Here is a 12,187-nt window from a genome sequence, read left to right as displayed (position 1 = left end):
CGGGAGGCGGCGGCGCGTCGCGCAACGGCGCGAATTCCGGCGCAGGCGGCGCCGGGGCGAATGGCCTCTGCGTCATTATCGAATATTTCTGAGGGGAATTTCAGACATGCGGATTGCGCTCATTCGCGACGGCGTCGTCGAAAATGTCGTCGAGGCCGAAGAAGATTTCGCGCCTCCGCAAGGCGTTCTCGGGGTCGCGACGCAGGAAGCGGGGCCGGAATGGCGCTATGACGGCGAGATTTTCCTGGCGCCACCGGAAAAGGCCGCCGTCCCAGGCGCAATCACGATGTTTCAGGCGCGCGAACAGCTTCGTCGCATAGCGGCGCCTGAAGGAGGAACGTTGCTCGACGCGGTTAACGCCCTTGTCGAGTCGCGGCGCGACGAAGAGCCGACTCTCGCGCTCGCATGGGAATATGCGACGCATGTCAACCGCTCGAGCATGTTCGTCGGATCTCTCGCCGCCCGCCTTTCCTTGAGCGACGAAACGCTCGACGAATTGTTCCGCCAGGCCGCGACCATCGTCGCCTGAGCATACGACCTTCATCACCCCATCCAATGCAAAAAAGGAGACGGCCCATGGCCTTCGCCGTGAAGAATCATGTTCTCTACAAGGACGGCCACCCCGTCGCGCAAGCGCTGACGCCCAATCTCGGCGGCGCGCTGAAGCCCTCGCTCCTCGTCATGCATTACACCGCCTCGCAATCGGCGAAGAGCGCGATCTCCTGGCTCTGCAATCCGATTGCGAAGGCGAGCGCCCATCTCGTCGTCGATCTCGACGGAACGGCGACGCAGCTCGCGCCCTTCAATCGCGTCGCCTGGCACGCCGGCAAGAGCCTTTGGAAAAGACGCGCCAATTGCAACGCCTTCTCCATCGGCGTCGAAATGACGAACGCCGGGCCGCTGACGAAACGCGCCAATGGAAAATTCGCGGACGCCTATGGCAAGAGCGTCGCGCCGAGCGAGGTCGCGATGCTCGCGCATAAACTCGACAAGGGCGCCGAGAAGCCCTGGATGGCCTATCCCGCCGCGCAGATCGCCGCGGCCGTCGAAATCGCGCAGGCGATCGTCGCCGCTTATGGGATCGATGAGATCGCCGGCCATGACGACATTGCGCCGACCCGCAAGCGCGATCCCGGCCCCGCTTTCGGCATGGAGTCATTCGTCTCGCGCGTTTTCGGACGCAAGTGACCGAAACCCGCGCCGGCGGCTTTCCGGCAAGATGAAAGGAAACGACTATGCAAGGCTATCGCACCTATGTGGCCGCAGCGCTCGTCGCCGTCTTCGGCGCGCTCGCCTCGTCCGACTGGGTCGGCTTTCTCAACGATCCCAAAGCCGGCGCCGTGGCGATCGGCTCCGCCGCGCTGATGGCGATCATGCGCTCCATCACCTCGACGCCGCCCGGCAAGGACGCCTGACATGCCGAGCCAGACGGCGCTGGCGGCCCTCCTTGTCCTCGGCGCCGTCGCCTACGCGCTGGGGCGCGCCCTGCTGGCGCGCCTTGGCGCGGGCGGCGCCGCGACGGAGAAGGCGCGCCGCTTGGAGGCGGACGAGCGCGCCGCAAGGACGCAAGGACAAGTGATGGCCCAACGAAGGAGCGCGCAGGATGTTGCGGACGATCTCGATCATGGGCGTTTTTAGCCTTATGCTGGCGGGCTGCCGGTCGACGGGCGATGGCTGTCCGCCGCTCGTCGACTATTCGCTTAAAGAGCAAAAGCGCGCGGCGGCGGAGTTGCGGGCCTTGCCCCAAAATTCGCCGCTTGCGGCCATGATTGTCGATTATAAGAAGACGCGCGACGCCTGTCGGGCGTCGGGAAGCTGAACCGGCCGCGACGGCGCTCGCCGCATTCATTGCGCATTCATGGCGTCCAATCGAGGATGCGTTAGCCCGCTTTCCGATCAGGCGAATCGTTTGATCGATAAGAAATCGCGCTAAATTAATTAACTGGAGCGCGTTCCGAAGAAGTCTGTCGACTTTTTCGCAACGCGCTCTAGGGAGAGGAGCATGCTGGCGGCTCTCGCCTTGGTCAGATGGACGATCGCCGCCGCCGCGACCGTGGCGGCGATCGATTTCGCGCGCGCCGCCGAACCCTTGCATACGGAAGAAGAGCCGGCGCATCTGCACTGTCTCACCATGGCTCAGGCGCGCAGCCTGATGGAGTCGCACAAGCTCGCCAATCCTTTTCATTCCATGCGCGAGGCGGCGATGCGTCTCTCCGGAGAGCCGCTCGGCGCGAGATTGTGCGAATTGGGCGAAACGCTGCTCTATGAGATCAGCCTGCTGCGCGCCGATGGCCGCATCGTCAAAATTCTGGTCGACGCGGTCACGGGCCGGCCGCATTCCGGCCACGCCAAAAGCGAGTCGGGGCCAAACAGGGGAGAGTGACCTTGCGGCTGCTCGTCATTGAGGACGACAAGGACTTGAATCGCCAGATCGCGCAGGCGCTGGAGCAATCCGGCTATGCGGTGGATCGCGCCTTCGACGGCGAGGAAGGCTACTATCTCGGCGAGACCGAGCCTTATGACGCCGTGGTGCTCGATATCGGTCTGCCGAAGAAAGACGGCGTCACCATTCTCGAGGAATGGCGCGCGGCCGGCCGCGACATGCCGGTGCTGATCCTGACCGCGCGCGACCGCTGGAGCGACAAGGTGCAGGGCTTCGACGCCGGCGCCGACGATTATGTCGCGAAGCCTTTTCACATGGAGGAGGTGCTGGCGCGCATCCGCGCGCTGCTGCGCCGCGCCACCGGCCACGCCACGAATGAGATCGTCTGCGGCCCCGTGCGGCTCGACACGAAGGCGAGCCGCGTCGTCGTCAGCGGCGCGCCGGTGAAGCTCACCTCGCATGAATATCGGCTGCTCGCCTATCTCATGCACCATAGCGGGCGCGTCGTTTCGCGCACCGAAATCGTCGAACATCTCTACGATCAGGATTTCGATCGCGATTCGAACACCGTCGAAGTCTTCGTCGGCAGGCTGCGCAAGAAGCTTGGCGTCGATCTGATCCAGACTATTCGCGGCCTGGGCTATATGGCGGCCGCGCCGGCGGAGGACGCCAGAGGCAAACGGTAGCCTGCGGCATGCGCTGGCTGAACCTCCCCACACGCTCCATCGCCGCGCGACTCTTTTTGACGGCGGCGGCGATGAGCTCCGTCGTTCTGCTCGTCGCCAGCATTCTGCTCACCGCCTATTACCGCCGCGAAGCGGAAGAAGTCTTCGAGCGCCGGCTCGAAGTCTATCTGCGCGCCATCGTCGCCGACGTATCCGAATCCGGGCAGGAAGGCCGCACGGGGCCGGGACAGCTCGGCGATCCGCAATTCGAACTGCCGGGCTCAGGCTGGTATTGGCAGATCACGCGGCTCGACGACAAGACGCATGAAATCAAGGCGTCGCGCTCGCTCTTCGCCGGGCGCCTGCCGACGCTCTCCGACCTCGGCGTCCCATCGGAAATCGGCGGCTTTCGCCGCGGCTATGCGCCGGGGCCGGACGGGCGCCGGCTGCGCATCGTCGAGCGCGTCATCGACGTCGGCGACGTCGGCGTCTATCTCGTGCAGGTCGCCGGCAGCGGCGAAGAAATGGAAGAGCAGATCACGCGCTTTCGCTTCGCGCTGATCGTCGCCTTCGCCGCGCTCGCCATCGCCCTCGCCATCGGCGCCGCCTTTCAGGTGCGCTTCGGCCTGCGTCCGCTGCGGCAATTGCAGCGCGAACTCGTCTCGATCCGCCGCGGCGACCGCGAGCGCATCGTCGGCGGCTATCCAAACGAGGTCGCGCCGCTCGCCGACGAGCTCAACCTGCTGATCGGCGCCAATCGCGACATTCTCGAACGCGCCCGCACGCAGGTCGGCAATCTCGCCCATGCGTTGAAGACGCCGCTCTCGGTGATCGTCAACGAGGCCGACGCGGCGCCGGGACCGCTCGCGGAAAAGGTCGACGAGCAGGCGCGGATTATGCGCGACCAGATTTCATTCTATCTCGACCGGGCGCGCGCGGCGGCGCGCGGCGGCGCGCTCGGCATGTCGACGCAGCTCGCGCCGTCGATCGAGGCGCTGCTGCGCGCCTTCGCCAAAATCTACGGCGACAAGGGCGTGACCTTTTCCGGCGGCGCCGGGCCGCACTTGCGCTTTCTCGGCGAACGGCAGGACCTTGAGGAAATGATCGGCAATCTGCTCGACAACGCCGGCAAATGGGCGAAGAGCAGCGTCGTCATCGACGCGGCGCTCCAGCCCGCCGCGCATGATGCGCAGCGGCGCATGCTGCGCGTGACGATCGACGACGACGGCCCGGGCCTCGCGCCGCATCTGCGCGCCGCCGCGACGCAGCGCGGGCGCCGGCTCGACGAAACCAAGCCGGGATCTGGCCTCGGGCTGTCCATCGTCAGCGATCTCGCGGCGGCCTATGGCGGTTCGCTCAATCTCGACGACAGTCCGAGCGGCGGTTTGCGCGCCGAATTGCGCCTGCCCGGCTTTTGACAGCTTTTTGCCTATCCTGCGTGAGACTTTTTCTCCTGGAGCGGAACATGCAGACCAAGCCCATGCGCGCATTCGCCTTGACGGCCTTCGGCGCCCTCTGCGGAGCGGCGGCTCTTGGCGGCTGCGCCTCCACCGCCGGTCCCCCGACGACGGCGACCGCCGCTCCCGTCGCCGCGCCGCTCCCGCCCGCCCCCGGCGTCGTCGGCGGCGCGGTCGGTCAGGCGCTCGATGAAAAGGACCGCGAGACGGCGGTCGCCGCCCAGCAGCAGGCGATTTCATCGGGAGAGCGCAAGAGCTGGCGCGGCGCGCATGGCGCTTACGGCTTCATCCTTCCAGGACCGGAGTCGGGCGCCTGCCGCGATTATACCCATCGCATCTTCATCAATGGGCGGCCGCAGGAAGCTAAGGGACAAGCCTGTCGCCAGAACGGCGAATGGCGCGCGACTGGTTGAAACGCCCCTCCGCCGCGTGACTAAACCGGCATTCGCCGGGCGCCGCTCGATTTTGTTATAAGAAGGCGGCGTTTGAGGATTATTTTTGGCGCGTTGGGTCTCCGATGCGGCTTTCCACTCACTGAGAAAACAGGCGATGCTTGATCCGTTGGATGATTTCAGGTTTCAGCGGGGCATAGACCTGCTAACCAATGCCGGCGCGGTGCTAGACGCGGACGTGACATGGCTCGACCTCGGTTGTCACCAAGGTCAGTTTTTGAAAAAACTGATCGCGCAATATTCGGTTCGCGGCATCGGCTCGGACGACTGGAACGCCGCGCAAAAAAGCGCTGCGGACTCTCATTGGGAATATTTTCAGGCCGATCTCGACAGGGAATTGCCCTGGCCGGAGCCAGGAGTCGACGTCATTTCCGCGCTCGAAGTTCTCGAGCACATGATCGACACCGACGGTTTTCTGCGGCGAATATTCGACAAGTTGAAACCCGACGGCTGGCTGCTGCTTTCCACGCCGAACATCAACTGCCTGAGAAACCGCGTCATGGTGCCTCTTGGCGTATATCCCACCGGCCTGGAATATCGCAACCAAATCCACCATGTGCGCCTTTACAACGCGCCGGCGCTGCGCGGCCATCTGATCGAACACGGCTTTGACGACGTGCGCATTATCGGCGTCTCGTTTCTGCCTTTGTCCAGCCCGGTGGGCGTCAGCGCCCTGAGCATGCATCTCGCCGATCGGCTCCCCGAATGGTGCAACAACATCATCGCGGTAGCGAGGAAGCCGCATTGAGCGGAAGCGGGCGCAAAGAGGGACGGCCCTGACGGCAGGTTCTCTCGACGGGTCGCCAGCGGGCGCGCCATCCCGAAGGATTCACCCCCCAAAGCACGATCTACGTTAAATTCAATATCACTCTTCTTCGAGATCGAAGTCGAGAATGGCGATCTGCAGCGTGAAGCTCGAGAGCTTGGGATCGTCCGCCGAAATCACGCCAAGGAACTCGCCGTCGCTGTTGAGCTCGACGGAATCCATCTTGCGCCCGCGCGCGACGATCGACAGGCGGTCGTTCTCGAAGAGCTTGCGCAAATAGGATTGCAGGACTTCGCGGCCGACCGGAAGCTTCATCTCGAAGGCGAAGGAGCGGTCGCCGTCCTCGTCGTCGACGGAGATCGCGGCGATCTTGCGCTCGCCGAGATGCACCGCCGCATCGTCCGGGTTTTTCGGGTCGGCGGCGACGCGAATGTCCTCATTGCCGAGCGAACGGCGCAGGAAGGCCTGCAGCTTTCGCAATTCGCCCTTGTCCAAACCCTTCCCCCCGATTTTTTGTTTCCCCCCTCTGCCATGAAGGCGGCCGGCCGGCAAGATGCGCGGGAGGCGAGAACAAAAACGCCCGGCGGAACGAGCCGCCGGGCGATTCGATAAAAGGCGCGAAGGTCTGGTTATTCGCCGGCGGCCTTGAGCTTCTTGTTGCACTCGCTCCAATATTTCGGCCAGGTGATCTTGGCGTCGGCTTTTTTCAGCTCCGCCTTCTTGGCCTTCCACTCCGCGCCGCATTTTTTCTCGCGCGCGCGCAGAGCGGCCTGCGAATCCTTCTTGGCTGGCTCCGCGGGTTTCGCTTCGGTCGGCGCGGCGGCGGCCGGCTTCTCTTCCGGCTTCGCGGCGGCGGGCGGCGGCGCGGCGGGCGCCTCAGCGGGTTTCGCCTCGACAGGTTTCGACTCGGCGGGCGCGGCCTCGGCAGGCTTTGCTTCCTCGGGCTTCGCCTGTTCAGAGAGGCGCGCGCGGCACTCCTTGAGGAAGTCCTGCCAGCTCCGGCCGGCGAGTTCATTGGCGGCCTTGGCGGCCTGATATTGCGATCCGCATTCCTTCAACACATGGGCCTGCGCATAAGCCGCGCCGGAGCCGGCGACGACGCCGGCGGCTACGGCGAAAAAGCCGGCCGCAGCGCGAGAAACAGCGAGTCGGATCACCATATAAATCTCCCATGATGGATAGACGCGGCGCTAACTTAAGCCGCAGCGGCTTGCGCCCGCCGAATAAGCAGGACGCGCGCCATTCGCGCCGGACCGCGCGACGATAGTCCCAACTTGGTTGTGAAGGCAATCCGAACGCGCGATAAAGCGGCGTCCGGCGGCGCGATTGGCGCCGCCGTCGCTTCCGTTATGAGGACAAGCCTTGCCGAGCGCCCGCGAACAGCCCGCCAGTTGGCGCGATCGCGCGGTCGTCCCGCATCCCGACGGCCTCGCCCGCTGTCCCTGGCCGGGCGCCGATCCGCTCTATATCGACTATCACGACAATGAATGGGGGCGCGCCGAGCGCGACAGCCGCGCGCTATACGAAAAGTTGTTGCTCGATGGATTTCAGGCTGGGCTCTCCTGGATCACGATTTTGCGCAAGCGTAACGCCTTTCGCGCCGCCTTCGAGGGCTTCGATCCGGAAAAGGTCGCCCGTTTTGACGGAAAGCGCGTCGCCGCGCTGATGCATAATGATGCAATCGTGCGCAATCGCGCCAAAATCGAGGGCGCCGTGCTATCCGCGCAGGCTTGGCTGGAGATCGAGGCGAACGGCGGCTTCTCGAATTACCTCTGGGGTTTCGTCGACGGCCGGCCGATCGTCAATCGCCCGAGGCGCATGAGCGACGTGCCGACGCAGACCCCGCTCTCCGAGAAAATCTCGAAAGACCTCAAGGCGCGCGGCTTCAAATTCTGCGGCCCGACCATTGTTTACGCCTTCATGCAGGCGACGGGCATGGTGGACGACCATCTCGTCGGCTGCCATCGCTGCGGTGGCGGCGAAGGCGGTTGAATCGATGCGCGAACGCCCTTCGACGAAACGAGCGTCCACGCCCGCGAACGCCGCCCCCCGCGCCTGGCAGCGGATGCTGTCGGGCCGCCGGCTCGACCTGCTCGATCCCTCCCCGCTCGATGTCGAGATCGAGGACATCGCCCATGGCCTCGCCCGCGTCGCCCGCTGGAACGGCCAGACGGCCGGCGCGCATATTTTTTCTGTCGCGCAGCACAGCCTGCTCGTCGAGAGCGTCGCCCGCGCGCTCGATCCCGAGATCGGGCGTCCCGAGCGGCTCTTCATGCTGCTGCATGACGCGCCGGAATATGTGATCGGCGACATGATCTCGCCCTTCAAGGCGGTCATCGGCGACGCCTATAAGAGCGTCGAAGCCCGCATCCTCGGCGCGATCCTGCTGCGCTTCTCGCTTCCCGCCGCGCCCTCGCCGGCGCTCCAGCGGCTCGGCAAGCAGGCCGACCGCGCCGCCGCTTTTTTCGAGGCGGTGAAGCTCGCGGGCTTTACACGCGGCGAAGCCGAGCGCATCTTCGGCCGTCCGGCGGTCTCGCCGCAAGCCTTCAAGGATGAACTCGCGCCGGCTCCCGTCGAGGAAATCCAGGCGCGCTTTCTCGCCCGGTTCCGGGCTATCGACGAAGGTTAACGAAAAAACGTCGAGGGAGTGGGATGTCGAGCGGGCGCCTATACGTCTGTTCCCTGACCAAGGTCGTGGACACGGTGCGCGGCAGCGGCGCCCGGTCGCTCGTCACCATTCTCACCGCCGGCGCCTCGCTCGTGCGCCCCTGCGAGATCGCCCGCGAGCGCCATTTGCGCGTCGCCGTCTCGGACATTGAGGCGCCGCGCGAGGGCCATGTTCTCGCCGGCCATGAGCATATCGACCGGATGCTCGCCTTTTTCGAGGACTGGGACCGCTCCGCGCCGCTCGTCATCCATTGCTACGCGGGGGTGAGCCGCTCGCCGGCGGCGGCCTATGTCGCCGCCTGTGCGCTCGCGCCGCATCGCGATGAACTGGAGCTGGCGCAAGAGCTGCGCCGCGCCTCGCCGACGGCGACGCCCAATCGCCGGCTGGTGGCGCTCGCCGATCAAAGGCTCGGGCGCGAGGGGCGCATGTCCCATGCGATCGCCGCCATCGGACGCGGCGCCGATTGCTACGAGGGAGCGCCTTTCGCGCTCGAATTCGGCTGAGGCGCAGAAGCGGCGACAAGCCGGAGGCGCTTTCCCCGCCGGTCGAGATCGGCCTTACGGCGGCGATCGTCGCCGTGCGCGACGACGAGCCCTTGATCCTCACGACGCGAGCGGACGGACCGGGCGCGATCGCCGCCCTTCCCTCCGGCCCCTTCGATCCGATCCGCCATCGCACTTTCGAAATCGGCTTGCGCGAATGGGTCGCCGAGCAAACCGGCGCGCCGCTCGGCTATGTCGAGCAGCTTTATACTTTCGGCGACCGCGGCCGGCACGCCAGAGCCGGCGACCGAGACCCGCATGTCGTCTCGGTCGGCTATCTGGCGCTCACCCGCATCGGCGAGGAGCCGGGGCGCCGCCCGGGCGCCTGGCGAAGCTGGCACGATTTCTTTCCCTGGGAAGATTGGCGCAAAGGGGCGCCCGCGATCATCGAGGAGACCATCGCCCCCGGCCTCGCCGCCTGGGTCTCGGAGGCGCCGGACGCCGTCTCCTCTTCAGGGCTTTCGCGCAAGGTGCGGGTCCATCTACTCTTTGGCGGCGGCGTGCGCGCCTTCAACGAAGAGAATGTCCTCGAACGCTACGAACTTCTCTACGAGGCGGGGCTTTTGGAAGAGGCGTTGCGCGACGGGCGCGAGGCGGCGGCAAAACGCGCGCCGCTCGCAGCGCTCGGCCAGCCGATGCGTCACGATCATCGCCGCATTCTCGCCACAGCCATGGGACGGCTGCGCGCGAAGATGAAATATCGCCCGGTGATTTTCGAACTCATGCCGGAGGCGTTTACGCTGACGGAATTGCAGCGGACGGTGGAGGCCATCGCCGGCCGGCATCTCCACAAGCAGAACTTCCGGCGGCTCGTCGAAACCTCGGCCATCGTCGAGCCGACGGGCGAGATGTCCCTGAAGACCGGCGGGCGTCCGGCGGCCCTATTCCATTTTCGCCGCAATGTTTTGCAAGAAAGGCCTGCGCCGGGGCTTCGTGTCGGCATAAGGGGCTGATTTTGCTCCTTAAGGCAATGTTCACGGCGTTATGGTGAATATTCGCCGAAGCGTAAGCTCGTATAAGCGTAGAGGTGCGATTTGGGATATCTATCGCCGCCCCCCATGCCGGCCCCGATTATCGTCCAGAAGGACGTCGGCGGCCTCGTCAGCGATTATGAGGCGCGAACCGAACAATATCGCCGCGAGAATCGCGAAGTCCGCCTGCATGAATGCCGTTCGGCCTGCACGCTGGCGCTGAGCCTGCCCAACGTTTGCGTCTATCCCGACGCGAAGGTGAAGTTCCATCAGGCCTATAACGCCATCAACCGCGAGACGGACTATGGCGTTTCGGCCAAACTCTTCGCCTCCTATCCCGCCGCGGTGCAGGCGCGACTCGGCCAGCTGACGCGCGAATATCGCGTGCTGACGGGCACGGAGCTCATCGCGCTCGGCATGCGCAATTGCAACGGCGACAATTCCGTCATGATCGCGAGCCGCAAGCAGCGGAACGCGCCGTCTTCCGCCGTCGCCATGGCGCAGCCGTCCGGCGGCGCGAGCGCCTGGGGCGACATCGCCCAAAAGGTCCAGACGGCCGTCGCCGGCGCGCTTGGCGGAGCCGATGGCCAGACGGCCGGGCCGATTCGCGTCGCGGTCGCCGATCGCCAGAACATTTCCGATTCGCCGCGCGGGCAGGACGACCTCGCGGAGGCGCCGCTGCCGCCCCGACGGCCGCCCTCCGAGGCCTTCGCGTCGCGCGACGCCGCGGCCGCCACGGCTCCCTATTTGCGGCTCATCGCCGGGGCGCAGCCGATCCTTAACCGGCAATTCTCGCGGACGGTGGCGACCAATTAACCTGTGTGGCGAAGCTCGAGCAAGATTTCGCCATGATGTTTCCCTAGCGTCGCGAAAGGTGGGGAACTAGGGGCGCTCGCCCCGGCGGGACAAGGCGCGGCTTTCGCGCGCAACTGCGACCGATGATTTCCGCCAAGGCTTGCGCGCCGTCAGGCGCGGGCCGCCCCGATACGACATCGGGCTAGGGCAAAACAAATTCTTGAGCCGCCGTCGGCCACCGACGCAGGCCTCAAGCGAGACGGGAAGCGACCTATTGAAGACGCCTCGCAAAAGCGCCTCGAAACTCCCCGCCCCGCTTTCGAAGGCTATCGGCCTTCTCACGCTCTGTCTCGCGACGGTCGCGCCGAAAATGACGGAGACGGCGGTCGCCAACGGCGACACCCGCACCATCCATCTCTACCATGCCCACACGCATGAATCGATTTCGGCGACCTATCTCGTCAACGGGCAATATGACAGCAATGTCCTGCATCAGCTGAACTGGTTCCTGCGTGACTGGCGACGGGACGAGCCCACCAATATGGACCCGCGCCTGTTCGACGTCATATGGGAGGCCTATCGCAGCGCCGGCGCCGGCGACCAAGTCGTCCATGTCGTCTCGGCCTATCGTTCTCCCGAAACCAACGCCATGCTGCGCGCGCGCTCGCGCGCCGTCGCGAAATTTTCCCAGCACATGCTCGGCAAGGCGATGGACACCACCATGCCCGGCATGACCATGTCCAATATTCGCGAGATCGGCATGCGCATGCAGCGCGGCGGCGTCGGCTATTATCCGACGGCCGGCACGCCCTTCGTCCATCTCGACGTCGGCAATGTGCGCTCCTGGCCGCGGATGAGCTACGACCAGCTCGTGCGGCTTTTCCCCGACGGCAAGACCGTGCATTTGCCGACGAACGGCCAACCGCTCGCGCGTTATGAAGAAGCGCGCGCCGAAATCGAGGCGCGCGGAAACGGCGCCTATGTCGTCGCGCCGCGCCGCACCTTCGGCGGCTTCTTCGCCATGCTGTTTGGCGGCGGCGGCGGCGAAGAGGACGATTCGGAGGTCGCCGCGCCGGCGCCGAGCACGCGCAAGCAATGGGCCTCGCTCGCCCCCCGGCGCGGACGCGGCGGGAAGGTCGGCGGCGAGGAAGAGGAAGGCGGCGCGCCAGTCGAAACGGACGCGAGCCAGGGGCAGGCGACTCTCGCGCGCGCCGAAGCCGATCTGCCGCGCGGCGAGACGGCGCTGTCGGCGCCCGGCGCCGAGCCGCAAGAACAGGAAACGCTCTCGGCGACGACCGTTCGGGCGCCGCTGCCGCCAAGACGCCCCGCTTCGCTTGCGGCGCTCATCGAGAAAACGACGCGTAAGAACGCCGCGGCCATCGCCGCTCTCGACGCCGCCGGCGGCAAAGATTCGCGCAATTCGGTCGATTTTCAGCAGGCCGACGGCCAGAATGCCGATGCCACGGACGCCGGCGCCGGCGCGCCCCG

At 65.6% G+C, this 12,187-nt stretch carries 18 protein-coding genes; 16 read left to right on the top strand and 2 right to left on the bottom strand.

Features of this window, described 5'->3' with window-relative positions; genetic code table 11:
• Positions 1–106: 106 nt before the first annotated feature.
• From V3H18_RS15550 to V3H18_RS15505, 10 genes are all read left to right on the top strand, one after another.
• Positions 107–529, top strand: coding sequence for a hypothetical protein (locus V3H18_RS15550; protein ID WP_332082980.1), 423 nt, complete (start codon positions 107–109; stop codon positions 527–529).
• Positions 530–576: 47 nt separating this feature from the next.
• Positions 577–1,188 (top strand): N-acetylmuramoyl-L-alanine amidase, encoded by a 612-nt coding sequence (locus V3H18_RS15545; protein WP_332082979.1) that lies wholly within the window; start codon positions 577–579, stop codon positions 1,186–1,188.
• Positions 1,189–1,235: 47 nt separating this feature from the next.
• Positions 1,236–1,415 (top strand): hypothetical protein, encoded by a 180-nt coding sequence (locus V3H18_RS15540; RefSeq protein ID WP_332082978.1) that lies wholly within the window; start codon positions 1,236–1,238, stop codon positions 1,413–1,415.
• Position 1,416: 1 nt separating this feature from the next.
• A complete protein-coding gene (locus V3H18_RS15535) occupies positions 1,417–1,638 on the top strand; it encodes a hypothetical protein (protein ID WP_332082977.1) in 222 nt (73 codons plus the stop codon).
• Complete coding sequence (locus tag V3H18_RS15530) at positions 1,625–1,819, top strand: hypothetical protein (protein ID WP_332082976.1); 195 nt, start codon at positions 1,625–1,627, stop codon at positions 1,817–1,819. The genes V3H18_RS15535 and V3H18_RS15530 overlap by 14 nt, the downstream gene beginning before the upstream one ends.
• A gap of 183 nt (positions 1,820–2,002) precedes the next feature.
• Positions 2,003–2,383: a PepSY domain-containing protein gene (locus tag V3H18_RS15525; protein ID WP_332082975.1), complete on the top strand. Its 381-nt coding sequence runs from the start codon at positions 2,003–2,005 to the stop codon at positions 2,381–2,383.
• A 2-nt stretch (positions 2,384–2,385) separates the two neighbouring features.
• A complete protein-coding gene (locus tag V3H18_RS15520; protein ID WP_332082974.1) occupies positions 2,386–3,069 on the top strand; it encodes a response regulator transcription factor in 684 nt (227 codons plus the stop codon).
• Between the two features lie 8 nt (positions 3,070–3,077).
• Positions 3,078–4,466: a sensor histidine kinase gene (locus V3H18_RS15515; RefSeq protein WP_332082973.1), complete on the top strand. Its 1,389-nt coding sequence runs from the start codon at positions 3,078–3,080 to the stop codon at positions 4,464–4,466.
• 47 nt (positions 4,467–4,513) lie between these two features.
• On the top strand, positions 4,514–4,918 hold the full coding sequence (locus V3H18_RS15510) for a hypothetical protein (protein ID WP_332082972.1): 405 nt from the start codon (positions 4,514–4,516) through the stop codon (positions 4,916–4,918).
• An 85-nt stretch (positions 4,919–5,003) separates the two neighbouring features.
• Positions 5,004–5,705, top strand: a complete 702-nt coding sequence (locus tag V3H18_RS15505) for a class I SAM-dependent methyltransferase (protein ID WP_332082971.1) — start codon at positions 5,004–5,006, stop codon at positions 5,703–5,705.
• 117 nt (positions 5,706–5,822) lie between these two features.
• Here V3H18_RS15505 and V3H18_RS15500 read toward each other — a convergent pair whose 3' ends face one another.
• A complete protein-coding gene (locus V3H18_RS15500) occupies positions 5,823–6,218 on the bottom strand; it encodes a DUF3126 family protein (RefSeq protein ID WP_332082970.1) in 396 nt (131 codons plus the stop codon).
• Positions 6,219–6,352: 134 nt separating this feature from the next.
• The gene (locus V3H18_RS15495; RefSeq protein ID WP_332082969.1) at positions 6,353–6,883 is read right to left on the bottom strand and encodes a hypothetical protein; all 531 of its coding nucleotides are present in this window, start codon (positions 6,881–6,883) and stop codon (positions 6,353–6,355) included.
• 202 nt (positions 6,884–7,085) lie between these two features.
• Between V3H18_RS15495 and V3H18_RS15490 the strand changes: the two genes are divergently transcribed.
• The 6 genes from V3H18_RS15490 to V3H18_RS15465 form a co-directional block, all read left to right on the top strand.
• On the top strand, positions 7,086–7,715 hold the full coding sequence (locus V3H18_RS15490) for a DNA-3-methyladenine glycosylase I (protein WP_332082968.1): 630 nt from the start codon (positions 7,086–7,088) through the stop codon (positions 7,713–7,715).
• Between the two features lie 4 nt (positions 7,716–7,719).
• Positions 7,720–8,352, top strand: coding sequence for an HD family hydrolase (locus tag V3H18_RS15485; protein ID WP_332082967.1), 633 nt, complete (start codon positions 7,720–7,722; stop codon positions 8,350–8,352).
• A 23-nt stretch (positions 8,353–8,375) separates the two neighbouring features.
• Positions 8,376–8,894, top strand: a complete 519-nt coding sequence (locus tag V3H18_RS15480; protein WP_332082966.1) for a tyrosine phosphatase family protein — start codon at positions 8,376–8,378, stop codon at positions 8,892–8,894.
• A gap of 47 nt (positions 8,895–8,941) precedes the next feature.
• Entirely contained in the window at positions 8,942–9,886 is a 945-nt protein-coding gene (locus V3H18_RS15475; protein ID WP_408631795.1) for an NUDIX hydrolase, read from the top strand.
• Between the two features lie 105 nt (positions 9,887–9,991).
• A complete protein-coding gene (locus V3H18_RS15470; protein ID WP_332082965.1) occupies positions 9,992–10,720 on the top strand; it encodes a hypothetical protein in 729 nt (242 codons plus the stop codon).
• Positions 10,721–10,973: 253 nt separating this feature from the next.
• Positions 10,974–12,187, top strand: a 1,214-nt coding sequence (locus tag V3H18_RS15465) for a DUF882 domain-containing protein (RefSeq protein ID WP_408631794.1), incomplete at its 3' end; no start/stop codon positions are given.

This window comes from Methylocystis borbori (genome assembly GCF_036576025.1).
Lineage (GTDB): Bacteria > Pseudomonadota > Alphaproteobacteria > Rhizobiales > Beijerinckiaceae > Methylocystis > Methylocystis borbori.
The sequence above is the reverse complement of the archived record's forward strand: the minus strand, read 5'-3'. Positions and strand labels throughout refer to the sequence as shown.

Bases quoted from the DNA above. Each gene is read 5' to 3' on its own strand.
- V3H18_RS15550 (WP_332082980.1), top strand. From the start codon at position 107: ATGCGGATTGCGCTCATTCGCGACGGCGTCGTCGAAAATGTCGTCGAG.
- V3H18_RS15545 (WP_332082979.1), top strand. From the start codon at position 577: ATGGCCTTCGCCGTGAAGAATCATGTTCTCTACAAGGACGGCCACCCC.
- V3H18_RS15540 (WP_332082978.1), top strand. From the start codon at position 1,236: ATGCAAGGCTATCGCACCTATGTGGCCGCAGCGCTCGTCGCCGTCTTC.
- V3H18_RS15535 (WP_332082977.1), top strand. From the start codon at position 1,417: ATGCCGAGCCAGACGGCGCTGGCGGCCCTCCTTGTCCTCGGCGCCGTC.
- V3H18_RS15530 (WP_332082976.1), top strand. From the start codon at position 1,625: ATGGGCGTTTTTAGCCTTATGCTGGCGGGCTGCCGGTCGACGGGCGAT.
- V3H18_RS15525 (WP_332082975.1), top strand. From the start codon at position 2,003: ATGCTGGCGGCTCTCGCCTTGGTCAGATGGACGATCGCCGCCGCCGCG.
- V3H18_RS15515 (WP_332082973.1), top strand. From the start codon at position 3,078: ATGCGCTGGCTGAACCTCCCCACACGCTCCATCGCCGCGCGACTCTTT.
- V3H18_RS15510 (WP_332082972.1), top strand. From the start codon at position 4,514: ATGCAGACCAAGCCCATGCGCGCATTCGCCTTGACGGCCTTCGGCGCC.
- V3H18_RS15495 (WP_332082969.1), bottom strand. From the start codon at position 6,883: ATGGTGATCCGACTCGCTGTTTCTCGCGCTGCGGCCGGCTTTTTCGCC.
- V3H18_RS15485 (WP_332082967.1), top strand. From the start codon at position 7,720: ATGCGCGAACGCCCTTCGACGAAACGAGCGTCCACGCCCGCGAACGCC.
- V3H18_RS15480 (WP_332082966.1), top strand. From the start codon at position 8,376: ATGTCGAGCGGGCGCCTATACGTCTGTTCCCTGACCAAGGTCGTGGAC.
- V3H18_RS15470 (WP_332082965.1), top strand. From the start codon at position 9,992: ATGCCGGCCCCGATTATCGTCCAGAAGGACGTCGGCGGCCTCGTCAGC.